The organism is Microbacterium sp. LBN7 (assembly GCF_045690345.1).
Lineage (GTDB): Bacteria > Actinomycetota > Actinomycetes > Actinomycetales > Microbacteriaceae > Microbacterium.
The window spans coordinates 3,233,464-3,260,414 of sequence record NZ_CP147856.1 but is presented as its reverse complement, the minus strand read 5'-3'; the positions used below and the strand labels follow the sequence as shown (position 1 = coordinate 3,260,414).

The 26,951-nt window shown below is 68.0% G+C and carries 21 protein-coding genes and 2 rRNA genes; 10 read left to right on the top strand and 13 right to left on the bottom strand.

Annotated features, from left to right (window positions below; genetic code table 11):
• Nucleotides 1–2: 2 nt before the first annotated feature.
• Genes LBN7_RS15820 through LBN7_RS15800 form a run of 5 tightly spaced genes read right to left on the bottom strand, consistent with a single transcriptional unit; the run spans nt 3 to nt 4,987 of the window.
• The gene (locus LBN7_RS15820; protein ID WP_341944919.1) at nt 3–725 is read right to left on the bottom strand and encodes a GntR family transcriptional regulator; all 723 of its coding nucleotides are present in this window, start codon (nt 723–725) and stop codon (nt 3–5) included.
• A complete protein-coding gene (locus LBN7_RS15815) occupies nt 722–1,501 on the bottom strand; it encodes a 3-oxoacyl-ACP reductase (RefSeq protein WP_116636982.1) in 780 nt (259 codons plus the stop codon). The genes LBN7_RS15820 and LBN7_RS15815 overlap by 4 nt, the downstream gene beginning before the upstream one ends.
• A gap of 39 nt (nt 1,502–1,540) precedes the next feature.
• Complete coding sequence (locus tag LBN7_RS15810) at nt 1,541–2,902, bottom strand: aldehyde dehydrogenase family protein (protein WP_407360183.1); 1,362 nt, start codon at nt 2,900–2,902, stop codon at nt 1,541–1,543.
• Nucleotides 2,899–3,651, bottom strand: coding sequence for a gamma-glutamyl-gamma-aminobutyrate hydrolase family protein (locus tag LBN7_RS15805; protein WP_407360182.1), 753 nt, complete (start codon nt 3,649–3,651; stop codon nt 2,899–2,901). Before LBN7_RS15805 ends, LBN7_RS15810 begins: the two co-directional genes overlap by 4 nt.
• The gene (locus LBN7_RS15800) at nt 3,632–4,987 is read right to left on the bottom strand and encodes a glutamine synthetase family protein (protein ID WP_116636984.1); all 1,356 of its coding nucleotides are present in this window, start codon (nt 4,985–4,987) and stop codon (nt 3,632–3,634) included. The genes LBN7_RS15805 and LBN7_RS15800 overlap by 20 nt, the downstream gene beginning before the upstream one ends.
• Nucleotides 4,988–5,144: 157 nt before the next feature.
• Here LBN7_RS15800 and LBN7_RS15795 point away from each other — a divergent pair, with 157 nt between their 5' ends.
• On the top strand, nt 5,145–6,692 hold the full coding sequence (locus LBN7_RS15795) for an amino acid permease (protein ID WP_116636985.1): 1,548 nt from the start codon (nt 5,145–5,147) through the stop codon (nt 6,690–6,692).
• Between the two features lie 27 nt (nt 6,693–6,719).
• On the opposite strand, the gene LBN7_RS15790 is transcribed toward LBN7_RS15795, so the two are convergent.
• Nucleotides 6,720–6,992 carry a metal-sensitive transcriptional regulator gene (locus LBN7_RS15790; RefSeq protein ID WP_056517673.1) on the bottom strand — a complete coding sequence of 91 codons (273 nt, stop codon included), beginning with the start codon at nt 6,990–6,992 and terminating at the stop codon, nt 6,720–6,722.
• Between the two features lie 36 nt (nt 6,993–7,028).
• On the opposite strand from LBN7_RS15790, the gene LBN7_RS15785 reads away from it, so the two are divergent.
• Genes LBN7_RS15785 through LBN7_RS15775 form a run of 3 tightly spaced genes read left to right on the top strand, consistent with a single transcriptional unit; the run spans nt 7,029 to nt 9,752 of the window.
• Nucleotides 7,029–8,306 (top strand): DUF445 domain-containing protein, encoded by a 1,278-nt coding sequence (locus LBN7_RS15785; protein WP_407360181.1) that lies wholly within the window; start codon nt 7,029–7,031, stop codon nt 8,304–8,306.
• Between the two features lies 1 nt (nt 8,307).
• Complete coding sequence (locus tag LBN7_RS15780; protein ID WP_407360180.1) at nt 8,308–9,225, top strand: agmatinase family protein; 918 nt, start codon at nt 8,308–8,310, stop codon at nt 9,223–9,225.
• Entirely contained in the window at nt 9,222–9,752 is a 531-nt protein-coding gene (locus LBN7_RS15775; protein WP_407360179.1) for an AAA family ATPase, read from the top strand. The genes LBN7_RS15780 and LBN7_RS15775 overlap by 4 nt, the downstream gene beginning before the upstream one ends.
• Nucleotides 9,753–9,796: 44 nt before the next feature.
• Here LBN7_RS15775 and LBN7_RS15770 read toward each other — a convergent pair whose 3' ends face one another.
• Nucleotides 9,797–10,801 carry a LacI family DNA-binding transcriptional regulator gene (locus tag LBN7_RS15770; RefSeq protein ID WP_407360178.1) on the bottom strand — a complete coding sequence of 335 codons (1,005 nt, stop codon included), beginning with the start codon at nt 10,799–10,801 and terminating at the stop codon, nt 9,797–9,799.
• 126 nt (nt 10,802–10,927) lie between these two features.
• Between LBN7_RS15770 and LBN7_RS15765 the strand changes: the two genes are divergently transcribed.
• Genes LBN7_RS15765 through LBN7_RS15750 form a run of 4 tightly spaced genes read left to right on the top strand, consistent with a single transcriptional unit; the run spans nt 10,928 to nt 15,979 of the window.
• Nucleotides 10,928–12,181 (top strand): extracellular solute-binding protein, encoded by a 1,254-nt coding sequence (locus LBN7_RS15765; protein ID WP_407360177.1) that lies wholly within the window; start codon nt 10,928–10,930, stop codon nt 12,179–12,181.
• 2 nt (nt 12,182–12,183) lie between these two features.
• The gene (locus tag LBN7_RS15760; RefSeq protein ID WP_407360176.1) at nt 12,184–13,281 is read left to right on the top strand and encodes a carbohydrate ABC transporter permease; all 1,098 of its coding nucleotides are present in this window, start codon (nt 12,184–12,186) and stop codon (nt 13,279–13,281) included.
• Nucleotides 13,278–14,117 (top strand): carbohydrate ABC transporter permease, encoded by an 840-nt coding sequence (locus LBN7_RS15755; RefSeq protein WP_341944908.1) that lies wholly within the window; start codon nt 13,278–13,280, stop codon nt 14,115–14,117. The genes LBN7_RS15760 and LBN7_RS15755 overlap by 4 nt, the downstream gene beginning before the upstream one ends.
• Nucleotides 14,114–15,979, top strand: coding sequence for a glycogen debranching N-terminal domain-containing protein (locus LBN7_RS15750; RefSeq protein ID WP_407360175.1), 1,866 nt, complete (start codon nt 14,114–14,116; stop codon nt 15,977–15,979). The genes LBN7_RS15755 and LBN7_RS15750 overlap by 4 nt, the downstream gene beginning before the upstream one ends.
• Nucleotides 15,980–15,992: 13 nt before the next feature.
• Here the strand turns inward: LBN7_RS15750 and hutI are convergent, their stop codons facing one another.
• From hutI to hutH, 3 genes are read right to left on the bottom strand one after another with little or no spacing between them, the layout of a single operon-like run.
• Nucleotides 15,993–17,165, bottom strand: a complete 1,173-nt coding sequence (gene hutI, locus LBN7_RS15745) for an imidazolonepropionase (RefSeq protein WP_407360174.1) — start codon at nt 17,163–17,165, stop codon at nt 15,993–15,995.
• Entirely contained in the window at nt 17,162–18,835 is a 1,674-nt protein-coding gene (hutU, locus tag LBN7_RS15740) for a urocanate hydratase (RefSeq protein WP_407360173.1), read from the bottom strand. The genes hutI and hutU overlap by 4 nt, the downstream gene beginning before the upstream one ends.
• Nucleotides 18,828–20,369: a histidine ammonia-lyase gene (gene hutH, locus LBN7_RS15735; protein ID WP_407360172.1), complete on the bottom strand. Its 1,542-nt coding sequence runs from the start codon at nt 20,367–20,369 to the stop codon at nt 18,828–18,830. The genes hutU and hutH overlap by 8 nt, the downstream gene beginning before the upstream one ends.
• Nucleotides 20,370–20,427: 58 nt before the next feature.
• Between hutH and LBN7_RS15730 the strand changes: the two genes are divergently transcribed.
• On the top strand, nt 20,428–21,210 hold the full coding sequence (locus LBN7_RS15730) for an IclR family transcriptional regulator (RefSeq protein WP_407360171.1): 783 nt from the start codon (nt 20,428–20,430) through the stop codon (nt 21,208–21,210).
• Nucleotides 21,211–21,231: 21 nt separating this feature from the next.
• On the opposite strand, the gene LBN7_RS15725 is transcribed toward LBN7_RS15730, so the two are convergent.
• On the bottom strand, nt 21,232–22,842 hold the full coding sequence (locus LBN7_RS15725; protein WP_407360170.1) for a LuxR C-terminal-related transcriptional regulator: 1,611 nt from the start codon (nt 22,840–22,842) through the stop codon (nt 21,232–21,234).
• 118 nt (nt 22,843–22,960) lie between these two features.
• Here LBN7_RS15725 and LBN7_RS15720 point away from each other — a divergent pair, with 118 nt between their 5' ends.
• Nucleotides 22,961–23,371 (top strand): hypothetical protein, encoded by a 411-nt coding sequence (locus LBN7_RS15720; protein WP_407360169.1) that lies wholly within the window; start codon nt 22,961–22,963, stop codon nt 23,369–23,371.
• 55 nt (nt 23,372–23,426) lie between these two features.
• On the opposite strand, the gene rrf is transcribed toward LBN7_RS15720, so the two are convergent.
• Together rrf and LBN7_RS15710 are read right to left on the bottom strand one after the other, a co-directional pair.
• Nucleotides 23,427–23,543 (bottom strand): 5S ribosomal RNA (gene rrf, locus LBN7_RS15715).
• A gap of 105 nt (nt 23,544–23,648) precedes the next feature.
• Nucleotides 23,649–26,753: ribosomal RNA gene (locus tag LBN7_RS15710) — 23S ribosomal RNA — on the bottom strand.
• Nucleotides 26,754–26,951 lie beyond the last annotated feature (198 nt).

Genomic DNA, 26,951 nt, shown 5'->3' with positions numbered 1-26,951 from the left:
CGTCACGTCAGGAAGCCGCGCAGCAACGCCTCGGAGCCGGCGAGATGATCGCGCATCGCCGCCTCCGCGGCATCCGCTCGTCCGGCGAGGATCGCGGAGACGATGCTCTCGTGCTGCTCACCCGAGTGCTGGATGTTCCGCGGCATCAGCGGGAACGTGTCGAGCCAGGCGTTGACGTCGGCGCGGTTCTCGGCCACGAGCGCGACGAGTGAGGGGATGCCCGCGGCCTCCGCGATCGCGAGATGCAGCAGGGTGTCGAGGCGTCGATACTCGTCCGGTCCCGCCGGCAGCGCCGCCTCATGCCGCGCCCACAGATCCGCACGGGTCGCGGCGTCGAGGGACCGGCTCGCGGCCGCGCGGGCGGCACCGGTCTCGAGAACGCGCCGCAGGCCGAGGACATCGTCGATCTTCTCCGGTGTCACGGCGCCGGGGACCGACGGGTGCGGCAGCGGATCCGCGACGAAGGTCCCTCCGTACCGTCCTCGACGGGGAAGGAGATAGCCGGTGTCGGCCAGTTCGCGGATGGCCTCGCGCACGGTGTCGCGACTCACGCCGAAGGATGCCGCGAGCTCCCGCTCCGGGGGCAGGGACTCCCCCGGGGCGACCACGCCGAGACGGATCGTCTGGACGAGACGGGCGACCGCGTCCTCCAGGGCGTTGCCGCGCCGCAGCGGCCGATAGACCGCTCTCCGCACCTCGACGAGGTCGCCGTCGTGGTCGTTCACAGCGGGGTGACGTAGGCGTTCGTGATCCCGCCGTCCACGACGAACGCGCTCGCGGTGATGAACGACGAGTCGTCCGAGGCGAGGAAGGCCACGGCCGCCGCCAGTTCCGACGGTTCCGCGAAGCGCCCCATCGGCACGTGCACGAGCCGTCGCTGCGCGCGCTCCGGGTCCTTGGCGAACAGCTCCTGCAGCAGCGGCGTGTTCACCGGTCCGGGGCACAGCGCGTTCACGCGCACCCCCTGCCGGGCGAACTGCACGCCCAGCTCGCGCGACATCGCGAGCACGCCGCCCTTCGACGCGGTGTAGCTGATCTGCGAGGTCGCCGAGCCCAGCAGCGCGACGAACGACGCCGTGTTGATGATCGAGCCGCGTCCCGCCGGCACCATGTGCCGCAGCGCCGCACGGCTGCACAGGTACACGCTCTTGAGATTCACATCCTGCACCCGGTCCCACGCCGGCAGCTCCGTCGTCTCGATCGAGTCGTCGTCGGCCGGTGAGATGCCGGCGTTGTTGAAGGCGATGTCGATGCGGCCGAACTCCGCAGCCACTCCGTCGAACAGCGCGTTCACCTTGGCCTCGTCGGCGACGTCGACAGGGCGGAACACCCCGCCCACCTTCGCCGCAGCCTCCTCGCCCGTCGCCGGGTCGACGTCGGCGATGACGACGAAGGCTCCCTCTGCCGCGAAGCGCTCGGCGGTGGCGAACCCGATGCCGCTCGCACCACCGGTGATGATGGCGACGCGGTCCTTCAGGCGCTGGGTCAGATCGATGCTCATGTGGGTTCTCCGCTCTGTGGGGTGTGGGGTGCGACGCGATCAGCGTTCATCGGTCGCGAAGAAGACGTTCTTGGTCTCGGTGAAGTGCTCGGCGGCGTCCGGACCGAGCTCACGCCCGAGGCCGGAGGCCTTCATGCCGCCGAACGGCGTCGCGTAGCGCACCGAGGAGTGCGAGTTCACCGACAGCACACCGCTGCGCACGCCTCGCGCCACGCGCACACCGCGTCCGAGGCTCTCGGTCCATACGGAGCCTGCGAGCCCGTACACCGTGTCGTTCGCCAGGCGGATCGCGTCGGCCTCGTCCTCGAACGGCATCACCGCGACGACGGGGCCGAAGACCTCCTGTTGGGCGATGCGGTCGGAGGGGTCGGCGAGCACGACGGCCGGGGCGAACCAGAACCCGTCCCCCTCGGGCGCGGTACCGCGGAACGCGATGTCGGCGCCGTCGAGGAAGGAGGAGACGGTGTCGCGGTGCCCGGCCGAGATGAGCGGGCCCATGTCGGTGTCGGAGCTGCCGGGGTCTCCCACGCGCCAGGCCGCGACGGCCGGCTCGAGCAGTTCGAGGAAGCGGTCGTAGACCGAGCGCTGCACGAGCAGCCTGCTGCGTGCGCAGCAGTCCTGGCCGGCGTTGTCGAACACCGAGCCGGGCACCGCGGCCGCCGCCCGCTCGAGATCGGCGTCGGCGAAGACGATGTTCGCGCTCTTGCCGCCGAGCTCGAGCGTCACCGGCTTGAGCGCACGCGCACAGCCCGCCGCCACCTCGATGCCGACCTCGGTCGAGCCGGTGAAGACCACCTTGCGCACGTCGGGATGCTCGACCAGTCGCTGGCCCACCACCGAGCCCGAGCCGGTCACGACCTCGAACAGTCCATCGGGGAGCCCTGCCTCGAGCGCGAGCTCGCCGAGGCGGATCGCGGTGAGCGGGGTCAGCTCGGCAGGCTTCAGCACCACCGCGTTGCCGGCGGCGAGCGCCGGCGCGAACGCCCACGACGCGATCGTCATGGGGAAGTTCCACGGCACGATGACGCCGACCACGCCGTAGGGGTCGTGGAAGGTCACGTCGAGCCCGCCGGCCACCGGGATCTGCCGACCGGACAGGCGCTCCGGGTCGGCGGAGTAGTAGTTGAGCACCTGGGCGACGTGCCCCGCCTCCCAGCGGGCGGAGCCGATCGGATGCCCGGAGTTGAGCACCTCGAGCTGGGCGAGCTCTTCGACGGCACCCTCGACCGCGCGGGCGAACGCCCGGAGCGCGTCCGCGCGGGCGACCGGTGCCAGCGCCGCCCACCGGCGCTGCGCGACGACGGCGCGGGCGATCGCGGCATCCGTCTCTCCGATGTCGGCGCGGGCGACGTCGCGGATCGCCGCGCCGGTCGATGGATTGATGACGGTGAACGCACTCATCGCGATTCTTCCTTCCGTCGCGCGGCGAACGCGCGAGCCTGTGAGACGAGATCGGCGAAGAGACGCCGATCCTCGGCGTTCTCCTCCGGATGCCATTGGATGCCGACGACATGGCCGGCCGAGGTGTCGATGAACGCCTGCACGAGTCCGTCGTCGGAGCGCGCGGCTGCGGTCAGTCCGTCTCCGAGCCGATCGATGCCCTGGTGGTGATAGCTGTGCACCCGCAGCCCGCCCGCGCCGAGGACCCCGGCGAGCGCCGTGTCGTCCGACACCTCGATGTCGTTCTCGGCGAAGACGCCGCCGCCGAGACGGTAGCGCTCGGTTCCCAGAGTCTCGGGCAGATGCTGCTGGAGGGTGCCGCCGCGGGCGACGTTCACGAGCTGCAGACCCCGGCAGATCGCGAGCACCGGGATGCGCCGCCGCTCCGCCGCGCGGAACAGGGCGATCTCCCAGGCGTCGCGGTCGGTGCGGGCGGGATCGGTGAGCGGATGCCGCTCCTCGTCGTAGAGCTCGGGGGCGACGTCGGCCCCGCCAGAGAGGATGAGTCCGTCCATTCCGGCGATGGCCGCATCCGCCGTCTCCGGATCCTGCGGGGGCAGCAGCAGCGCGATGCCGCCCGATTCGGTCACCCCGGTCAGGTACTGCTCGGGGAGGAACGCGGCCCGCACATCCCACACCCCCTGCTGCGCCCGCTCCAGATAGGTCGTGACACCAATCAGCGGTGCCGGATCAGAGCCGCTCGAAACCACGGATGCGCTCCCAGTCGGTGACGGCGGCGTCGTAGGCCTCGAGCTCGATGCGCGCCTGGTTCAGGTAGTGGTCCACGACGTCGTCGCCGAACGCCGCCCTCGCGATGGTCGACTCGCTGAACAGCTGCGCCGCCTCGCGGAGAGTCGTCGGGAGGTGGTCGACGCCGGCCTCGTAGGCGTTGCCCTCGAAGCGCTCCGGCAGCGGCAGCTCGTTCTCGATGCCGTACAGGCCGCCGGCGATGATCGCCGAGATGCCCATGTACGGGTTCACGTCGCCGCCGGGCACCCGGTTCTCGACCCGGAGCCCGGAACCGCTGCCGATCACGCGCAGCGCGCAGGTGCGGTTGTCGATGCCCCAGGCGACGCCGGTCGGCGCGAAGCTGCCCTTGGCGAAGCGCTTGTAGGAGTTGATGTTCGGCGCGTAGAGCAGCGTGAACTCGCGGAGCGTCGCCAGGATGCCGGCGATCCAGTGCTCCATGACCGGGCTGAACCCGTGCGCTCCGTCGCCGGCCATCACCGGAGTGCCGTCATCCGCACGCAGCGAGAGGTGGATGTGGCAGCTGTTGCCCTCGCGCTCGTTGAACTTCGCCATGAAGGTGAGCGCCTGCCCGTGCTGCGCGGCGATCTCCTTCGCACCGTTCTTGTAGATCACGTGCTGGTCGGCGGTCTCGCGCACTTCGGCGTAGCGGAATGCGATCTCCTGCTGGCCGAGGTTGCACTCGCCCTTGACGCCCTCGCAGTACATGCCCGCGCCGTCCATGCCGTTGCGGATGTCGCGCAGCAGCGGCTCCATCCGGGTCGAGGCCTGCAGGTTGTAGTCGACGTTGTAGTCGGTCGCCGGCGTCAGTCCCTCGTACTTGCGCGCCCAGGCGTCGCGGTAGGTGTTCTCGAACACGATGAACTCGAGCTCGGTTCCCGAGAAGGCGGTCCATCCCCGTTCGGCCAGGCGATCGCGCTGCCGATCGAGGATCGCGCGCGGCGACGGCCCCACCGGCTCGCCGTTCTGCCAGACCAGATCGGCCATGATCAGGACCGTGCCCTCGAGCCACGGCATCCGACGGAGCGTGACGACATCGGGGCGCAGCACCATGTCGCCGTATCCGCGGTTCCAGCCCGACATCGCGTAGCCGTCGACCGTGTTCATGTCGACATCGACCGACAGCAGGTAGTCGCAGGCCTCGGCGCCGTGATGCAGGATGTCCTCCTGGAACAGCCGCGCAGAGACCCGCTTGCCGACCAGTCGTCCCTGCGCGTCGGCGAAGGCCACGATCACCGTGTCGATCTCGCCGGCGGCGATGCCGGCATCCAGCTGCTCGATGCTCAGGTTTCCCGACATCTTCTCGCTCCCGTCGTCGTGGTGAAGGCGATCGACCGACCGGCTTCGCCCTCAGAGTAGATCACCTCGACGTCTAAAGGTAGACGAAACCACCATTGACTGCCACAATCATCCGCAAGGTGCACCCGGCGCCTGTGTGCATGCGAACGGAGAGCGGATGTCTGAGCAGAGCAATGAATCCCGCAAGGTCGCTGGGGCGACCTATACACGTGCCGGGAGTGACTACTTCGAGAAACGGACCCTGAAGAGATCGGCCGGCGTCTGGGGACTCTGGGGTCTCGCCGTCGCCGCCGTCATCTCCGGCGACTTCTCCGGTTGGAACTTCGGCATCGACTTCGCGGGCTTCGGTGGCATGCTGATCGCCTTCGCGATCCTCGTCGCCATGTACTACGGCATGATCTTCGCGATCGGCGAGATGGCGGCGGCCATGCCCCACACGGGCGGGGCCTACTCGTTCGCCCGATCGGCCATGGGCCCCTGGGGAGGCCTGGTCACCGGCGCCGCCGAGACGATCGAGTACGTCGCCACCACGGCGGTGATCGTCTACTTCTCGGCATCGTATGCGAACGGCATCACGAGCGAGCTGCTCGGTCTCGAGCTGCCGGGGTGGGTCTGGTACCTCATCCTCTACGTCGTCTTCATCGCGCTGAACTCCGCGGGCGCCGCGATCTCCTTCCGCTTCGCGATCGTCGTCTCGGTGATCTCGATCGGCATCATCCTCGTGTTCTCCGTGATGGCGATCTTCTCCGGCGCCTTCAGCTGGGACGCGCTGTGGGACATCGTCCCCGACGAGGGACAGTCGACCTTCCTCCCGCACGGCGTGCTGCCGATCCTGTTCGCCCTGCCCTTCGCGATGTGGTTCTTCCTGGGGATCGAGGAGCTGCCGCTGGCCGCCGAGGAGTCGCACAACCCGACCCGCGACATCCCGAAGGCCGGATTCTGGGCCCGGGGCACCCTCATCGTGACCGGCCTCCTGGTGCTGTTCCTCAACACCGGAGTGATCGGTGCCGAGGCCACCGGCACCGCCGGCGAGCCGCTCCTCGACGGCTTCCGCGCGATCGTCGGCGACCAGCTCGCCGCGGTGCTGGCGCTGTTCGCCCTGATCGGTCTGCTCGCGTCGCTGCAGGGCATCATGTTCGCCTACGGTCGCAACATGTACTCGCTGTCCCGCGCCGGCTACTACCCGCGGTTCCTCTCCCTCACCGGGAAGCGTCAGACCCCGTGGGTGGCCCTCACCGTGGGGGCCGCGATCGGCTTCGTCGCTCTGATCGTGCTCGATGTGCTCACGGCGGTCGACTCGGAGGGTGCAGGGACGGTCGCCGGCGCGATCGTGCTGAACATCGCCGTCTGGGGTGCGGTCGTGGCCTATGGGCTCCAGCTCGTGTCGTTCATCATCCTGCGCAAGAAGTTCCCGAACGTCGACCGCCCGTATGTGAGCCCCTGGGGCATCCCGGGCGCCGTGATCGCGCTCGTGATCGCCGCGCTCATCTTCGTGGGCTTCCTGCTGAACCCGACGTTCGGTCCGGCCATCATCGCGATCGCGATCGTCTACGCGATCATCCTGCTCGGATTCGGCCTGTTCTTCCGGCACCGCCTCGTGCTCTCCCCGGAAGAGGAGTACGCGCTCTCGGGCGGTTCGCACGGAGACCCGCAGGCCGAGGGCTACGACGCGATGGAGGGCGAGATCTTCGACGGGAAGCGGTGACCGCAGAGGAGCGCGTCGGGCCCGACCCTACTTGCGGTCGAAGTCGAACGCCTTGAGAAGCTCGGCGACCGCCTTGTCGCGCTCCTCTCCCCCCTCGTCGAACATGTGCGTCACGTGCGTGCGCAGGTGATTCTCGAGCAGCAGACGGTTCAGCGACTCGAGTGAGCGCTGGATCGCACGGGACTGCGTGATGATGTCCATGCAGTACTCCTCGTTCTCGATCATCCGCGCGACGCCGCGCATCTGACCCTCGAGGATGCTGGTGCGGTGCAGAGCGCGCTTCTTGATGTCTTCGATCACGTCTCGAGGGTACTCTCCGCGTGAAAGGATGGCGTCATGCCGCGAACACCGATGGCGCAGCTCTCGCCCGCCGACCAGGATCGGTTGCGCGCCCTCCGTCGCATGAAGGCCGTGGCCCTCGGCGCGCTGGTGTTCATGGCGGTCGCGTTCGTCTTCGCCTTCGCCTTCCAGGAGCGATGGGGCTGGCTCGCGTACGTGCGCGCCGCCGCCGAGGGCGGAATGGTCGGCGCCCTGGCGGACTGGTTCGCCGTGACCGCCCTGTTCCGGCGGCCGCTCGGGCTCCCGATCCCGCACACCGCGATCATCCCGAGCCGCAAGGACGAGATCGGGCGCACGCTCGGCGAGTTCGTGGAGACCAACTTCCTCGAAGCCGGCGTCGTGCGCACGAAGCTGTCGAGCACCGCGATCGCACTGCGTGCGGGCGAGTGGCTGAAGGAAGGACCGCACGCCGAGCGCGTCGGCGCTGAAGGCGCCACGATCGCCACGGCCGTGCTCAACGCGCTCAGCGACGACGACGTCCGCGACCTCATCACCGACCTCGCCCGCGAGCACCTCGTCGAACCGGAGTGGGGACCGCCCGCGGGCGTCTGGCTGGAGAAGATCGTCGCCGCCGATGCGCACCACGGCGCCGTCGACCTCGCGGTGGAGAATATCGGACGATGGCTCGAAGCGAACGCCGAGTCGTTCTCCGGCCTCGTCTCCCGCCGCCTGCCCGGTTGGGTGCCCAAGCTCGCGCACCGATTCGTCGACGACACCGTCTACAACGAGGCCATCAAGTTCGTGCATGCCGTGCAGGCCGACCCGCGGCATCCGGCGCGGATCGCGATCGACGCGTATCTCTCCCGACTGGCCGACAACCTGCAGAACGATCCCGAGACCCGGGCGAAGCTCGAGAACGCGAAGGCGTCGCTGTTCGACAGCCCGCGGGTGGGCGCCCTCGCGGCCGAGGCATGGAACACCGCGAAGAACGGCCTGCTCACCGCCCTCGCGGATCCGGAGAGCGGGCTGCGTCGGCGCGCCGTGCGCGCCCTCCAGGAGGTGGGCGAGCGCCTGACGACGGATGCCGCGCTGCAGCACCGCGTCGACACCTGGGTGTCGGATGCCGCCGTCTTCCTCGTCGACCGCTACCGGCATGACATCGCCTCGATCATCACCGACACGGTCGAGCGCTGGGATCCCGCCGAGACCACCGAGAAGATCGAGCTCATGGTGGGCCGCGACCTGCAGTACATCCGCTTGAACGGCACGTTCGTCGGCGCCCTCGCCGGTCTCGCGATCTTCACGATCGCCCACGCCCTGATCCCCGGAGTCTGACATGCCTCTGTCGCACGATCCTCTCTGGCCGCGCGCCGGCGCCTGGCCGACCTTTGACGGCACGGCCGACGCGGTGCTCCTCGGAGTGCCGACATGGCGCACCTCCCTGTCTCCGACAGGAGCGCGCGCGACGCCGGCGGCGATCCGCGATGCCCTCCCCCGCTACGGGACGACGCTGATGGGCCCGCCGATCCGCGATCTGAACGATCTGCTGCGGGTCGCGGATGCCGGTGACATCGAAGAGCCCGACGGCGACGGCGGAGAGGCCCAGGTGATCGCGCGGGTGCGCGAGCTCTCGGCGACGACCGGGCTCGTGATCGCCCTCGGCGGCGACAATTCGCTCACCTACCCGGTCGCCCTGGGTGCCCGGGCGACCGGGCTCATCACGTTCGACGCGCACTTCGATCTGCGCGACGGCGTCTCCAACGGCACTCCCGTGCGGCGCCTGGTCGAAGACGTGCCGGTGACGTCGACCCTCGACACGATGTGCATCGACCCGATGCGCATCGTGCAGATCGGCATCGCCGACTTCGCCAACTCCGCCGCCTACGCACGGCGCGCCGCGGACTGGGGCATCCGCGTCATCACGCTCGACGAGCTGCGACGCCGCGGCATCGACGACGTGGTGGCCGAGGCGGTCGAGATCGCCGGTGCGGGCACCGACCCGCGCGTGCACCTCGACATCGACGTCGACGTGTGCGACCGCGCGGTCGCCCCCGGCTGCCCGGCCAGCGTTCCCGGCGGCCTGCAGGCGTGGGAGGTGCGCGCACTCACCCGCGCCGTGGCCTCCGACCCGCGCGTGATCAGCGCCGACCTGGCCGAGGTCGACGCGACCGCCGACACCGATGACGCCCGCACCGTCCGCCTCGCAGCGCTCTGCGTGCTGGAGCTGCTGGCCGGGCTCGCCGCACGGTCATGAGGATCATCGTCTCGGGCACGCACGGCAGCGGCAAGAGCACCCTCATCGCGGACTTCGTCGCACGGCGACCCGAGTACCTCGTCCTCGGCGACCCGTTCGAGGATCTCGACCTCGACGACCCGGCGAGCGCCGCGAGCTTCGCCGCGCAGTTGCGCCTCACGGCGTCGCGCGTGCGCGAGACGGCGGGGGAATCGACTGTCATCTCCGAACGCGGGCCCCTCGACTTCGTCGCCTACCTGGCTGCGCTGGAGCAGCTGGGACGCAGCGACGGCGCGCTCGTCGCCCATGCGACGGCCATCGCCGACGATTCTCTGGCGAATGTCGACCTGGTCGTGCTCCTGCCGTTGGACGACCGGCACCCCATCCGGGTGCCCGTCGACGAGGACATGGCGCTGCGCGAGGCGATGGATGCGGCACTGCTCGACCTCGCCGATGAGCGCGAGGCCGTCGGGGGTCCCCGCTTCCTCACTCTGGGCGGAGATCCGGCGTCTCGATTGGACTACCTGCTCGCGGCGACGACGGCGTGACCCGCGGGCCGGGGTGACTTCGGCAGCGAGGGCCGCGCGCTCCGTCAGCGGATGACCAGCTCCGGCGTGATCAGGGCGTGCGCCGTCCCGGCTTCCAGACGGCGCGGCGCGACGATCTCCCCCGTCGGCCCCATGAGGAGTTCGAGGACCGCCGTGGCGACATCCTCCGGGCGCTGTTCCACGCTCGAGAATCCCAGCGCCACGGCTGTCGGGGTGTTGTCGAAGCCGATCACCGGCACCGAGCGTCCGGCGGCGTTGGCTGCGAGGAGCGCACCCACGGCGAGCGTGTCGCTGGCGCAGACCACCGCATCGGGCGCGTCGCCGTCGGCCAGGACGGCATCGACGCTCGCCCGGGCGAGAGGCACGCTGTCCTCCGCGGTGAGTCGCACCCCGTTACCACCGGACGCACCCATCGCCTCGCGCCAGCCTCTCTCACGATCGTCACCGGTTCCCGATCCCTCTGGCCACCCGAGGAAGGCGACGTTCTTCCCGTGGGTGAGCGCGTGCTCGGTCGCGGCGCGGGTGCCGGCGGCGCAGTCGACGTCGACCCAGAGGTGCCGGGGGTCGGCGATGTCATCCTCTCCCCAGGGTCGGCCGAAGGAGATGAAGGGCAGGCCCGCGTCGTCGAGGCTGCGCACACGCGCGTCGTCGCGGATCGTGCCGGTGATGATCGCGGCGTCGATCTCCGATCCTTCCCACAGCTCGGACAGCCGGGCGATCTCCTCCTCCGGCGTGCGTGCCGCGTAGACGAGCATCCGCATCCCGCGTTCGCTCGCGCGCTCGGTGATCGCGTGCACGAAGCGGTCGAGCACGACGCCCGAGACGCCGCCGAGGTAGGGGTCCAGCCGGATGCCGATCGTCGAGCTGCGGCGCAGGCGCAACTGCCGCGCGGCCGCGTGACGTCGGTAGCCGAGCTCGTGGATCGCCGCGAGCACGCGCTCCTTCGTCGCCGGGCGCACGATGTCGGGGGTGTTGAGCACGTTCGACACGGTCTGCCGAGAGACGCCTGCGCGCTCGGCGACGTCCTCGACGGTGGGAGCCTTCGCCACGGCACCTCCTCGCACCCGTTCGTCTGCGGCGGGCTTGACACTCCCGCACCTCGCGCCTAGCCTAATCCACGCAGAGTTTGATCGATCAAATTTTACCCGACAATGACTCATCAAGGGAGAGAGACAATGACACGGCACACCACTCGGACATCTTTCGGCACAGGAGCCGTGCTGTTAGCCAGCACGCTCATCCTCGCAGGCTGCGGCTCCGGCTTCGCCGGCGATGACGGGGGCGCCCCCGATGCCGAGGGCCTCACCTCCTCGGACGACGCGCTCACGGTGCTCATCGGCTCCTCCGGCGACGCCGAGACCGAGGCCGTGCAGGCCGCGGTGGACGCGTGGTCCGAAGAGTCCGGCACCGACGTCACGGTGCAGGTCGCCACCAACCTCGACCAGGAGCTCTCGCAGGGCTTCGCCGCCGGCGCACCCGCGGACCTCTTCTACCTCTCGGCCGATCAGGCCGCCGGGTTCGCGGCGAACGACTCTCTGAAGCCCTACGGCGATCAGCTCTCGAACAAGGACGACTTCTACCCGTCCCTCGTCGAGAACTTCACCATCGACGACGAGTTCGTCTGCGCCCCGAAGGACTTCTCTTCGCTCGCGCTGATCATCAACACGACGATGTGGGCGGAGGCCGGGCTCACCGACGCCGACATCCCCACCACCTGGGACGAGCTCGCCGCGGTGGCGAAGACGCTGACGAGCGCCGATCACGTTGGGCTCGCCTTCGGCGCCGAGTATCAGCGCGTCGGCACGTTCATGGCGCAGGCGGGCGGCGGTCTCGTCCGCGACGGCGCCGCGATCGCAGACGACCCCGCCAACCTCGAGGCCCTCGAGTACGTGAAGACGCATCTCGCCGACGGCACGTTCGCGTTCGCGAAGGACGTCGGCGCGGGCTGGGGCGGCGAGGCGTTCGGCAAGGGGGCCGCGGCCATGGTGATCGAGGGCAACTGGATCACCGGCGCTCTCACGAACGACTTCAGCGGCGTCGAGTACACGGTCGCCGAGCTTCCCGAGGGCCCCGCGGACAAGGGCACTCTGCAGTTCACGAACTGCTGGGGCATGGCCGCTGACAGCCCGAATCAGCAGGCCGCGCTCGAGCTGGTCGAATACCTGACCAGCGCCGACAGCCAGCTCGCGTTCTCGGAGGCCTTCGGACCCATGCCGTCCATCCAGTCCGCCGCGGATGAGTGGACTGCGGCGAACGAGCCCCTCGCGCCGTTCCTCGCGGGCGCCGAGTACGCCCAGTTCCCGCCGAACCAGGCCGGGTCTGCCGATGTCATCGCCGACTTCAACGCCCAGATCGAGACGCTGAAGAGCGGCGATCCGGCCTCGATCCTCGGATCGGTGCAGACCAACCTCGAAGCGATCGTCGAGTAGTCATGGCCCAGCGGTCGAAACCTCGTCGCGGAGGTGCCTCCGGGCTCCGCCGCGGCGAGGCCGCCGCCGGGTGGCTGTTCACCGCCCCGGTGATCGCCATCCTCGGCGTCTTCCTCCTGGTCCCGGTGCTCATGGCGCTGTGGGTCAGCATGTCGGACTGGGCAGGTCGCGGCAGCCCCCTGTCGGGGTCGGTGTCGTTCGTCGGCGCCGGCAACTACTCGGCCGTGCTCGCCGACGGCGGCCTGGCGACCAAGGACTTCGGCACGGCGCTGCGCAACAACGCGTGGTACGTGCTGCTCGTCGTGCCGCTGCAGACCGCGCTGGCCCTCTTCCTGGCGGTGCTCGTCAACCGGGCGATGCTGCGGGGCCGCGGCTTCTTCCGCACCGCGTACTACTTCCCCTCGGTCACGAGCTCCGTCGCCATCACCGTGCTGTGGCTGTTCCTCTTCTCCGCGAGCGGCGCCGTCAACGACGTGCTCTCCTGGTTCGGGATCAACGGCCCGAACTGGTTCAACGACCCCCGCGGCGTCCTCCACCTGCTCCTCGGCGTGTTCGGCGTCGACAGCGGGCCCGACGCGCTGACGCAGTCAGGTGCCCTGGGGATCACCTGGTGGGACTGGTTCGCCGGCCCCTCCGTCGCGATGAGCGCCTTCATCTTCATGGCGGTGTTCACGACCTCCGGAACCTTCATGCTCATCTTCCTCGCGGGCCTGCAGAACATCGGCGGCGACGTCGACGAGGCCGCGATGATGGACGGCGCGAACGGATGGCAGCGGTTCTGGCGCATCACCCTTCCGCAGCTGCGACCGACTCTTTTCACCGTGCTCACCCTCGGGCTGATCGGATGCTGGCAGGTCTTCGACCAGATCTACACCGGCACGCGGGGCGCGCCGAGCAAGACCACTCTCACCCCGGCGTACCTGTCGTACCAGACCGCGTTCCAGAACCAGGAATGGGGCCAGGGGGCGGCCATCGCCTTCATCCTGTTCGTCATCATCGTGACCTTCACGCTCCTGCAGCGCTGGGTGCTGCGCGACAAGCCCGTCTCCCGTCGCCGTATCCGCGCCTACGAGATCGCCGGAAAGGGGAAGGCGTCATGAGGCTCTCGCCGAAGCAGCTCACGGGGCAGATCGTGCTCTACACGCTGCTCATCGTCCTCGCCGTGATCTACATCTACCCCTTCCTGGTGCAGGTGGCCACGAGCTTCAAGACCGATGAGGAGGCGGCGAGCTCGGGCATCTCGCTGATCCCCGAGGTCTGGAGCTTCGCGGCCTACGAACGGCTCTTCGCTCGCTCGGACTTCCCGTCCTGGTTCGTCAACAGCGCGATCGTGACCGTGTTCGTCACGATCGGCCGGGTGTTCTTCAACTCGCTCGCCGGCTACGCCCTCGCCCGGCTCCGCTTCCGCGGTCGCGGCGTCGTGTTCGCGGCGCTCGTCGCGGTCATGTCCGTGCCGACGGTCGTGCTGCTGATCCCGAAGTTCCTCGTGATCAACCAGCTCGGGATGTTCAACTCGTACGCCGGGATGATCCTCCCGCTGCTCGTCGACGCCGCCGGCGTCTTCATCATGAAGAACTTCTTCGAATCGATCCCCGAATCGGTGGAGGAGCAGGCGCGGATCGACGGCGCTGGCACCTTCCGCATCTTCTGGTCGGTGGTCCTGCCGATGGCGACGCCCGCACTGGTGACGATCGTGATCCTGTCCTTCCAGGGATCGTGGAACGAGCTGAGCCACTTCATCGTGTCGACCAACGACCCGGCACTGACGACGCTCACGAAGGGCGTCGCCTCCCTGGCCAGCGGGCAGCTGAGCCAGGGCACGCAGTATCCGCTCAAGCTGGCCGCCGCACTCATCATGACGATCCCCGTCGCGGTGATGTTCTTCATCTTCCAGCGCCGCATCATGAACTCGACAGAAGGAGCCGTCAAGGAATGACCCCCACCGCCCCCCTCCAACCGCTGCTGGACACCGCCGTGATCGTGCTCGAGGCGCCGACCCAGGTCTGGTCGGACGACGCCGGCGGGATGGGATCCGCCCCGATCCACGGCATCTACCACGGCGACGTCCGTCAGATCCGCGCCGTGGAGATCGCCGTCGACGGGACGGACCTGGAGTCGATCGGCTGTTCGTCGCCGAGCCCGCAGCGCGTGCTCTTCACGGATGTGCTGCGCGGCCTGGACGACGAGACGCCGGATCCCAAGGTCCGGCTGGATCGCGACCGCCGAGTGTCGGCCGGCTCCTTCTCGGAGCGGATCCGCGTCTCCCGCCACCTGCGTGCGGCCACGCCGATCGGCATCACGGTGCAGCTGACGCCCGACTTCGCGCCGATGCAACTCGTGAAGGCGGGCATGCCGACCGACGCCGCCTGGACGTGGGACGGACGCACCTGCCGAGCCAACGATGCCTCTTTCGCGCTGGTCGCCCCCGGAGCGACCGTCACCTCGGACGGCGAGCGGCTGACGCTGCGATGGGAGCTCGATCTCGCAGCGCGCGATGCGGAGACCGTCGAATGGACGCTCGAGCTGGCTGACACCTCTCTGGTGGTCACCGCACCGGCGCATCCTGCGACCGCGCAGTTGCCGGAGGTCGCTGATCCACGGGTCGCCCACTGGCTCGCACGGGCATCGGCCGACCTCAGCGCCCTGCGTCTGGCGACACCGGAGCACCCGGACGACGCGTTCTACGCGGCGGGAGCGCCCTGGTTCTTCACGCTGTTCGGTCGGGATTCGATCTGGGCGGCGCGTCTCGCGCTGGCCGCCGATCCCGCCATCGCCGCGTCTACCCTGCGGGTGCTCGGCCGACTCCAGGGCACGACGCATGACGTGTCCACGGCGGAGGCACCCGGCAAGATCCCCCATGAACTCCGCAGCAGCGGGTTGGCCATTCCGGGCGAAGGAGTGCACCTCCCGCCGCTGTACTACGGCACGGTCGATGCGACGCCGCTGTGGGTGTGTCTGCTCGCTGATGCGCATGATGCCGGGATGCCCGACGACGAGCTGCGCGGTCTCCTCCCCACGCTGCGCGGCGCCGTCGACTGGATGGTCGAGCACGGCGATGCGTCGGGAAGCGGCTTCATCGACTACGCCGACGAATCGGGGCACGGTCTCGCGAACCAGGGCTGGAAGGACTCCGGCGACTCAGTCCAGTGGCGTGACGGGCGTCTGGCGGAAGGGCCGATCGCCCTGAGCGAGGTGCAGGCATACGCCTACGAGGCCGCCGTCCGCGGCGCTGCGCTGCTCGATCGACTCGGCGAATCCGGCGCGGAGGAGCTGCGCACCTGGGCCGCCGACCTGCGCGCGCGCTTCCGGGAGGCCTTCTGGGTCACGACGGAGGAGGGCCGCTACCCGGCGATCGCCCTCGATGCGCACGGCGCCGCCGTCGACACGCTCACCAGCAACATCGGCCATCTGCTCGGCACCGGCATCCTCGACCCCGACGAGGAGCGCGTGTGCGTCGAGCTCCTCGCCGGCGACAGCATGTCGAGCGGATACGGCATCCGCACGATGTCGACGGGTGCCGACGGCTACTGGCCGCTCAGCTATCACGGCGGGAGCGTCTGGACCCACGACACCGCGATCGCCGTGCACGGGATGCTGCGCTCCGGCCTCTCCGACGAGGCCAGGGTGCTCGCGCGGCAGCTTCTCGACGCGGCCGAGGGATTCGACTACCGGGTCCCCGAGCTGCACGCCGGCGATGCGCGCATTCCCGGCGGTCGGCCGGTGCCGTACCCCGCCGCCTGCCGTCCGCAGGCTTGGTCGGCCGCTGCGGCCGTGGTGTGCGCGCAGGCGCTGACGTGACGCGCGGCGGCGCTCACACCAGCGGGATGCCGTCCTTCCAGACGCTGCGGACCAGCGGGACGCCGGGGCGGTAGGCGAGATGGATGCGGGTGGGTGCGTCGAGCAGGACCAGGTCGGCGCGCCCTCCGGGGGTGATCGCGCCGACGTCGTCTCGACGCAGCGCGCGCGCTCCCCCCGCTGTCGCCGCCCAGACGGCCTCGGCCGGCGTCATCCCCATGTCGCGCACGGCGATCGCGATGCAGAACGGCATCGATGAGGTGAAGCTCGATCCGGGATTCGTGTCGCAGGCCAGCGCCACCGTCACGCCGGCGTCGATGAGACGGCGCGCATCCGGGTAGGGCTGGCGGGTCGAGAACTCGACGCCGGGCAGCAGCGTCAGCACGGTGTCGGACGCGGCGAGCGCGGCGACGTCGTCGTCGGTCAGGTACGTGCCGTGATCGACGGATGCCGCGCCCAGCTCGACCGCGAGACGCACGCCCTCCCCCGGGCCCAGCTGGCTCGCGTGCACGCGGGGTGCGAGCCCTCGGGCGATCCCCGCCTCGAGCACACGCCGCGACTGCGGCACAGTGAAGGCACCGGTCTCGCAGAACACGTCGATCCACCTGGCGTGCGGAGCACAGGCGTCGAGCATCGGTCCGACCACGAGGTCGACGTAGTCGTCGGCCCGGTCGGCATACTCGGCCGGCACTACGTGCGCACCGAGGAACGTCACCTCCGGCGTCACCTCGGCGGCCAGGCGCACGAGCCGCTCCTCGTCCGCGACGCTCAGGCCGTACCCGCTCTTGATCTCGACGGTCGTGGTGCCCTGTGCGAGCATCTCATCGAGGAATCCGCGCAGCCGCGCGCGCAGCTCGTCGTCGCTCGCCGCGCGGGTGGCGGCGACGGTGGAGCGGATGCCGCCCGCGGCATACTTCTGCCCGGCCATCCGCGCCTCGAACTCCGCGGCCCGGTCGCCGCCGAAGACGAGATGGCTGTGACTGTCGACGAAGCCCGGGATCACGGCGCGACCGCCCCCGTCGACGACCTCCCCTGCGATCGTGCGGTCGGCATCCGCCGCCGCCCCCACCCAGGCGATGCGTCCGTCCTCGACGAGCACCGCCGCGTCGTGAAGGGTTCCGCAGGGGTCGCCGTCGACGCCGACGTTGGTCGTCAGCTCGCCGATGTTCGTGATCAGGACGGTGCTCACAGCATCGGCACTTTCAGCCCGCGCTCGCGGGCCACGTCGCGCGCGTGCTCGTACCCGGCATCCACGTGTCGCATGACTCCGGTACCGGGGTCGTTGGTCAGCACGCGCTCGAGCTTCTCCGCGGCGAGCGCCGAGCCGTCGGCGACCGAGACCTGACCGGCGTGGATCGAGCGGCCGATGCCGACGCCGCCGCCGTGGTGCAGCGACACCCATGAGGCACCGGATGCCGTGTTGAGCAGTGCGTTCAGCAGCGGCCAGTCGGCGATCGCGTCCGAACCGTCCTTCATCGCCTCGGTCTCCCGATACGGCGAGGCGACCGAACCCGAGTCGAGGTGATCGCGGCCGATCACGATGGGTGCCGACAGCTCGCCGGATGCCACCATCTCGTTGAACTTGAGGCCCGCGAGGTGCCGCTCCTTGTACCCGAGCCAGCAGATGCGTGCAGGCAGCCCTTCGAAGTGGACCTTCTCCCCCGCCTTCTCGAGCCAGCGGTGCAGAGGCTTGTCGTCGGGGAAGAGCTCCGCGATCGCCCGGTCGGTCTTGTAGATGTCCTCCGGGTCGCCGGAGAGCGCTGCCCAGCGGAAGGGGCCGCGCCCCTCTTCGAACTGGGGACGGATGTACGCCGGCACGAATCCGGGGAACTCGAAGGCGCGGTCGAACCCGCCCAGCTGTGCCTCGGCCCTGATCGAGTTGCCGTAGTCGAACACCGCGGCCCCGGCATCCTGGAACGCGACCATCGCCGCCACGTGCTGCGCCATCGAATCGCGTGAGCGCCGGGTGAAGTCCTCGGCGTCGCGCTCCGCCTCGGCCTTCCACTCCGCGACCGAGATGCCCACCGGAAGGTAGGCGAGCGGGTCGTGCGCGCTGGTCTGGTCGGTCACGATGTCGATCGGCACCCCGCGGCGCAGCAGCTCGGGGAAGACCTCCGCCGCATTGCCGACGACACCGACCGAGAGAGGCTCTCCGGATTCCTTGGCCGCAGTGACCCTCGCCACGGCGGCGTCGAGATCGGTCGTGTACTCGTCGAGGTAGCCGTGCTCCACCCGACGGGCGAGACGCGTCTCGTCGACATCGACGATCAGGACGACGCCGTCGTTCAGGGTGACGGCCAGAGGCTGCGCACCGCCCATGCCCCCGGCGCCACCGGTGAGGGTGAGGGTGCCGCGCAGAGAATCGCGACCCAGCGAGCGGGCGACGGCGGCGAAGGTCTCATAGGTCCCCTGCAGGATGCCCTGGGTTCCGATGTAGATCCACGACCCCGCGGTCATCTGCCCGTACATGATCAGTCCGAGCTCTTCGAGCCGACGGAACTCGGGCCAGTTCGCCCAGTCGCCCACGAGGTTCGAGTTGGCGATCAGCACGCGCGGCGCCCATTCGTGGGTGCGGAACACCCCGACCGGCTTGCCCGACTGCACGAGCAGCGTCTCATCCGGCTCCAGCTCGTCGAGCGTGCTCACGATCGCGTCGTACGCCTCCCAGCTGCGGGCGGCCTTGCCCGTGCCGCCGTACACGACCAGGTCCTCGGGGTGCTCGGCGACCTCGGGGTCGAGGTTGTTCATGAGCATGCGCTTGGCGGCCTCGGCGCCCCAGCTCTTGGCGGTGCGCTGGTTGCCGCGGGCGGCGCGGACGACGCGCGACTGGGTCGCCGAACCGGTCGAAGTGTCAGCCATGGGAGTGCTCCTTTGCGATACGGGCGACGGCGCCCGACTGGACGAGTTCGGTGACGGCCTCCATCTCGGGAGAGAGGAAGCGATCTGGGCCGGGGCCTGCGGCCACGGTGCGGACGAGGTCGCGGACGGCGCCGGTGGCGGGTCCGGCCTGCAGAGGGGCTCGCAGGTCGAGCGCACGAGCGCCGGTGAGGATCTCGATCGCGAGCACGCGCCCGAGTCCGTCGATCGCACGACGGAGCTTGCGGGCAGCGGCCCACCCCATCGAGACGTGGTCCTCCTGCATCGCCGACGACGGGATCGAGTCGACGGATGCCGGCACCGCCAGGCGCTTGAGCTCGGACACGATCCCCGCGGCCGCGTACTGCGCGATCATGAGGCCGGAGTCGACACCGACCTCGTCGGCGAGGAAGGGCGGCAGCCCATGGCTGCGGGCGGGGTCGAGCGCTCGATCGGTGCGGCGCTCGGAGACCGAGGCGACGTCGGCGACCGAGATGGCGAGGAAGTCCAGAACCGCGGCGACCGGCGCTCCGTGGAAGTTGCCGTTGGACTCGATGCGGCCGTCGACGGTGATGACGGGGTTGTCGATCACGCTGGCGAGCTCGCGCTCGGCGATGGTCGACGCGTAGCCCATCGTGTCGCGGGCGGCACCGTGCACCTGCGGCGAGCAGCGCAGCGAGTAGGCGTCCTGGACCCGTCCGTCCTCCGGGCCCTTGTGGCTGTGCACGATGGGCGAGTCGCCGAGGAACGACCGCAGGTGGGCCGCCGACACGGCCTGCCCCGTCTGCGGGCGCAGGGCCATGAGATCGGCCGCGAACACCGCATCGGTGCCGAGCTGCGACTCGACCGACATCGCCGCCGCCATGTCGGCGGTCAGGAGCAGTGTCTCGAGGTCGTGCAGTGCGAGCAGGAGCATCCCGAGCATGCCGTCGGTGCCGTTGATGAGGGCGAGCCCCTCCTTCTCCACGAGGGTCAGCGGCTCGAGGCCGGCCGCGGCCAGCGCCGCAGCGGCATCGACGAGCTGACCGTCCGCCGTGCGGACCTGTCCCTCTCCCATCGCCGCGAGCGCGATGTGCGCGAGTGGGGCGAGGTCGCCGGAGCATCCGAGGGAGCCGTACTCGCGCACGACCGGGGCGATCCCGGCGTTGAGCAGACCCGCGTAGGTCTCGACGACGACGGGACGCACCCCCGTGCGACCCGACGCCAGTGTCTGCAGGCGCAGCAGCTGAAGACCGCGCGTGACCTCGCGTTCGACCTCGGTGCCGGTGCCCGCCGCGTGCGAGCGGATCAGGCTGGCCTGCAGCTGCAGTCGCCGGTCGGGCGCGATGAACGTGGTCGCCAGGGCACCGAATCCGGTGGAGACGCCGTAGTGGGGGTCGGGGTCGGCGGCGAGTCCGTCGATGACCCGGCGCGTCTCGGCGACGCGCTCGAGGGCCGCGGGATCGAGCGTGACGGGCGCGCCGTGCCGGGCGACGGCGACCACTTCGGCGGGCGTCAGCGGCCGGGCACCGACGAGAACAGGGGCGAGATCACTCATATTCCGATTCCACACCCGCAGCGTCGACGGCGACAGCGGATCATGACATGCTGTGTCTGTGATCCCAGACAGTTCGGAAACCTCGGGGAACGGCGCGCCTCAGGTGCCGGCGGCGGAGAACACGCTGCGGATCCTGAGCTATCTGGCGGGCCGACCGGCGCCGGTCGCCGCCTCCGCGATCGCCCGTGAGCTGTCGCTCCCCCGATCGACCGTGTATCACCTGCTCACCACGCTCTCGACCCACGGTTTCGTGCTGCACTTCCAGGAGGAGCATCGTTGGGGCCTCGGCACCTCCGCCTTCGAGCTGGCCGGAGGCTACACACGACAGCAGCCGCTCGCCCGCCTCGGACGCCCCCTGGTCGCCGCGCTGTCTGATCGGCTGGGTGAGAGCGCGCACCTCGCCGTGATGAGCGGAGGCGACGTGCTGTACATCGTCGAGGAGCGCGCACCGCGGCGGCCGGCGCTGATCACCGACGTCGGCGTACGTCTCCCCGCACATCTCACGGCCAGCGGTCGGGCGATGCTCGCCGTGCTCCCGCGCGAGCAGGTGCGCGCGCTCTACCCGAGCGCCTCCGCTTTCCCCGACCGCACCGGACTCGGGCCTCGTCGTCCCGCAGAGCTGCGCGAGCTGCTCAGGGAGGTCCGCTCGCGCGGCTACGCGACGGAGGACAGCGAAGTGGCGGCGGGCCTGCGCTCGGTGGGCGTCGCGGTGCGCGATCAGGCCGGATGGCCGGTGGCTGCCGTCGCGGTCACCTGGGCCGGCGAGGAGCGGGACGAGCGCGCGCTGGCGGATGCCGTGACGGCCACGGCATCCGTCCTGGAATCCCGGTTGAGGCGATGAGTGGGATCAGGCCCGCCGCGCTCAGACGGGGTGCTGCCCGGCCGCCCGGCGGGCGATACCCGAACGCGATGTCACCTCCCACCGTCGCATCACCGCACTCACATGCTTCTCGACCGTCGACTCGCTCACCTCGAGCCGCTCCGCGATCGAGCGGTTCGTCGCACCGCTCGTGATGAGGGCGACGATCTGCTGCTGGCGCACCGTCAGCGGCTCGGGTCCGGCAGCCGCGGAGGCTGCTCCCAACGCCGACGCCACACCCACCCGCGTCGGGACCCCGAAGGCGTGGAGCACCCGCGAGACATGGATGCGCACCGTGTGCTCGGACAGGAACTCGGACGACGCGATCTGCGCGTTGCTGCGCCCCTCGGAGATGAGCAGCGCGATGCCCTGTTCACGGGCGGACAGCCCCTCCCACCCGCGGCGCGTGTCCGGAGGGAGGCGCCTGCCCACCGACCGGAGCTCGCGGGACGCCGACCGGCGCACGGCGCCGAAGCCGTGTGCATCCGCATCGGTCACGACATCCGCCAGTCGCCGTGCGGCCGCTCCTCGTTCGCGCAGGGAGATCCTGGCGCGGGCCGCGAGGATCTCACCCTCTGCTGCCTCCAATGCGCGCCGCGCGCTCTCAGCGAGAGCGACCGATCGCATCGCCTCCTCGAGCGCACGCTCGGCATCGCCGGCGAGGAGCGACACCCGGCTCGCGATCCGCTCGACCGTCGAGCTCGCGCTCGGGTGCTCAGCGAGCGGAGCAGCGCGCAGCTGCCAGGAACGAGCAGCGTCGAGGTCGCCCGCGTCGACGGCGGCCCTGGTCAGGATCTCGAGGCAGATCGCGCGATCGACGATCCGCACCTGTCCGAAGGAGGGATCCACGGATGCCCGCAGCACGGCGACCGCGGAGGTCCGCACGTCGTCGCCGACGATCGCCGCGTAGCTCGCGAGCAGGAACGCCCCGCTCATCAACGCGTTCACCGGCGCGATGTCCCGTGCGAGGATGCCGCTCACCGCCGCCCGCGCCTCCTGCCGCCGTCCGGCACTCCCGTCGATGACCGCCGCGGTCGCGGTCGCGAAGATCCGCTCCGCCTCCGTCCCGGCACCCGCGCACGCCTGCGCCGCCTCGTCGGCGGCGCCGCTCACATCGCCGCTGAACAGCCGCACCCTCGCCACGAAGCAGCGGATGACGGTCAGGAACGGGTGATCCCGTCGCCCGAACAGCGCCGTGCGGGGAGGGACGACCGAGAGAAGCCCTTCCGCGATGTCGAGGCGCGCCTCCGCGAGAGCCGCTTCGGCGAGAAGAGCGCAGAGGGGCAGGCGGAGCTCGCTCGCGATGCCCGCGGAGGCCCGCGCGGCGGACGCGAACTCTTCGGGCGGAGCCGACATGGGCGTCCCTGCCCGGACGAGTCCGCACACGCTCTCAGCGAAGACCACGGTGTCGGGGTCGTCTGCAGCACGACGAGCCGCCGTCGCCAACGGAGCGGCGATGCCGAACTGCCCCGCCCACACTGCAGCGAGTGCCGCGAGCGCGCTGTCGAAGGCGACGTCCGACGAGCCCGCCGTGTCGCGGTACAGCTCAGGAGGCACTGCATCGACGACGACGAGCTGCCGAAGAAGCGCGTCGAGACGGGCAGCGCGAGACATGGCGTCATGGTATCCCCCGGCCGGGTGAATAGCTCGATTCCCCCATGGCCCGCAGCAGCGCATGACGAGCACCATGAGAACGGGAGAGCCCGGGAGTCGGGCTGAGGAGGGAGTCGTCATGCACACGACACGAAGGAGATCCATCGCCGGTGGCATCGTCGTCTTGACCGCGCTCGCGCTGTCGGCGTGCGGAGTCGGGACGCCGGAACCGGCAGCGCCCGACGATGCGGACGAGCCATCGTCCGCGGAGCAGGCACCGGCCGCCGAAGACGACGCCGCAGCCGAGGACAGTGCCGGCGTCACCGTCGCGGGGACGGGCGTGTACACGATCGGAGGCGACATCCCGTACGGCGGATTCCAGTTGCACGGGGAACCTGCACCGGTCCCGGACGGCTGCACGTGGAGCATCCAGGACGAGAGCGGCGGGATCGTCGTCGAGAACCAGGGCGCGTACGCATTCCTGACCGACGTCCCGGAGTACGTCACGTTCCACACGGACGGCTGCCCGGAATGGGAGCAGTTCGAATGATCGCGTTAACGCAAGAAAGCCACCCAGCATTGGGTGGCTTTCTTGTCTAAAAGAAGTCCGGCGGTGTCCTACTCTCCCACAGGGTCCCCCCTGCAGTACCATCGGCGCTGTGAGGCTTAGCTTCCGGGTTCGGAATGTAACCGGGCGTTTCCCTCACGCTATGGCCGCCGAAACACTATTGATGTTTCAATCAAACACATAACAAAGTCATTGTCATGCGGTTCTCGACCGTACATCGAGAACCACTCAGTGGACGCGTAGCACCAACAAACGGTGTGTTATCAAGTCATCGGCTTATTAGTACCAGTCAGCTGCATGCATTGCTGCACTTCCACATCTGGCCTATCAACCCAGTAGTCTGGCTGGGAGCCTCTCACCCGAAGGTATGGAAATCTCATCTTGAGGCCGGCTTCCCGCTTAGATGCTTTCAGCGGTTATCCATCCCGAACGTAGCTAATCAGCGGTGCTCCTGGCGGAACAACTGACACACCAGAGGTTCGTCCAACCCGGTCCTCTCGTACTAGGGTCAGATCCTCTCAAATTTCCTACGCGCGCAGCGGATAGGGACCGAACTGTCTCACGACGTTCTAAACCCAGCTCGCGTACCGCTTTAATGGGCGAACAGCCCAACCCTTGGGACCTACTCCAGCCCCAGGATGCGACGAGCCGACATCGAGGTGCCAAACCATGCCGTCGATATGGACTCTTGGGCAAGATCAGCCTGTTATCCCCGAGGTACCTTTTATCCGTTGAGCGACAGCGCTTCCACAAGCCACTGCCGGATCACTAGTCCCGACTTTCGTCCCTGCTCGACCTGTCAGTCTCACAGTCAAGCTCCCTTGTGCACTTACACTCGACACCTGATTGCCAACCAGGTTGAGGGAACCTTTGGGCGCCTCCGTTACTTTTTGGGAGGCAACCGCCCCAGTTAAACTACCCACCAGGCACTGTCCCTGAACCGGATTACGGTTCGAAGTTAGATATCCAGAGTGACCAGAGTGGTATTTCAACAATGACTCCACACGAACTGGCGTCCATGCTTCAAAGTCTCCCACCTATCCTACACAAGCCACACCGAACACCAATACCAAGCTGTAGTAAAGGTCACGGGGTCTTTCCGTCCTGCTGCGCGTAACGAGCATCTTTACTCGTAATGCAATTTCGCCGAGTTCGCGGTTGAGACAGTTGGGAAGTCGTTACGCCATTCGTGCAGGTCGGAACTTACCCGACAAGGAATTTCGCTACCTTAGGATGGTTATAGTTACCACCGCCGTTTACTGGGGCTTAAATTCTCAGCTTCGCCTTGCGGCTAACCGGTCCTCTTAACCTTCCAGCACCGGGCAGGCGTCAGTCCGTATACATCGTCTTGCGACTTGGCACGGACCTGTGTTTTTAGTAAACAGTCGCTACCCACTAGTCTCTGCGGCCACCACACCCTTTTCGGAGCAAGTCCGTATAAGTGGATGGCCCCCCTTCTCCCGAAGTTACGGGGGCATTTTGCCGAGTTCCTTAACCACGATTCTCTCGATCTCCTTGGTATTCTCTACCTGACCACCTGAGTCGGTTTGGGGTACGGGCGGCTAGAACCTCGCGTCGATGCTTTTCTTGGCAGCATAGGATCATCCACTTTTTATCCGCATCGTGTCTCAGCCTATGTGAACGGCGGATTTGCCTACCGTTCGGCCTACGCACTTGCACCAGGACAACCATCGCCTGGCTTGGACTACCTTCCTGCGTCACACCTGTTAATACGCTAACCGCACCAGAATGGGGTCGTGCGCTAGGCCCAGAGCGTCACCCCGAAGGGATCAGTCACTGGGATTCAGACACTTAGCACTACTGGATTAGCTTGGGCGGTTCTTCGCCGGTACGGGAATATCAACCCGTTGTCCATCGACTACGCCTGTCGGCCTCGCCTTAGGTCCCGACTTACCCAGGGAAGATTAGCTTGACCCTGGAACCCTTGGTCTTTCGGAGGACGTGTTTCTCACACGTCATTCGCTACTCATGCCTGCATTCTCACTCGTGTAGCCTCCACGGCTGGTTTACACCGCCGCTTCGCTGGCCACACGACGCTCTCCTACCCATCAACACGGCTGGACCACGAAGGCCTACCAATAATGTCAATGCCACAACTTCGGTGGCGTGCTTGAGCCCCGTTACATTGTCGGCGCGGAATCACTTGACCAGTGAGCTATTACGCACTCTTTCAAGGGTGGCTGCTTCTAAGCCAACCTCCTGGTTGTCAAGGCAACTCCACATCCTTTCCCACTTAGCACGCGCTTTGGGACCTTAGTTGGTGGTCTGGGTTGTTTCCCTCTCGACTATGAAGCTTATCCCCCACAGTCTCACTGCTGCGCTCTCACTTACCGGCATTCGGAGTTTGGCTGACGTCAGTAACCTTGTAGGGCCCATCGGCCATCCAGTAGCTCTACCTCCGGCAAGAAACACGCAACGCTGCACCTAAATGCATTTCGGAGAGAACCAGCTATCACGAAGTTTGATTGGCCTTTCACCCCTATCCACAGCTCATCCCCTCAGTTTTCAACCTAAGTGGGTTCGGTCCTCCACGACGTCTTACCGTCGCTTCAACCTGGCCATGGATAGATCACTTCGCTTCGGGTCTAGGACATGCGACTGAATCGCCCTATTCAGACTCGCTTTCGCTACGGCTACCCCACACGGGTTAACCTCGCCACATATCGCTAACTCGCAGGCTCATTCTTCAAAAGGCACGCTGTCACCCCTACTAAGGAGGCTCCAACGGTTTGTAAGCAAACGGTTTCAGGTACTATTTCACTCCCCTCCCGGGGTACTTTTCACCTTTCCCTCACGGTACTTGTCCGCTATCGGTCATCTGGGAGTATTTAGGCTTATCAGGTGGTCCTGACAGATTCACACGGGATTTCACGGGCCCCGTGCTACTTGGGATACTCTTCGCGCCAAGCAAGGCATTTCGACTACGGGGTTGGCACCCTCTATGACCGGCCTTTCAAGACCGTTCGTCTATACCTTCTTGTAACGCCGCCACCTCGGCAGAGATGACTGAAAAGTCCCACAACCCCCAACGTGCAACGCCTGCCGGCTATCACACACGCTAGGTTTAGCCTGTTCCGGTTTCGCTCGCCACTACTAACGGAATCGCGGTTGCTTTCTCTTCCTGTGGGTACTGAGATGTTTCACTTCCCCACGTTCCCTCTACCCGCCCTATATATTCAGACGGGAGTCACTAGGTCGGCACGCCGCCCAGCGGGGTTTCCCCATTCGGACACCCTCGGATCAAAACTTGCTTATCAGTTCCCCGAGGCTTATCGCAGATTGCTACGTCCTTCTTCGGCTCCAGATGCCAAGGCATCCACCGTTTGCTCTTAAAGACTTGAAATCACATGAGTTTGAATCAAAAACTCGACCCCATCCGAAGATGGAATCTGAAATTGACTAATGATCTTTAAGATCATCTTGTGCAACAACCCGAAGGCCGTTGCAAGATGCTCGCGTCCACTGTGTAGTTCTCAAAGTACGGGCGGTGCCCCTTGACGCAACCCCAACCGGGGAAACGACAAAAGGCCCAGAGTAACCG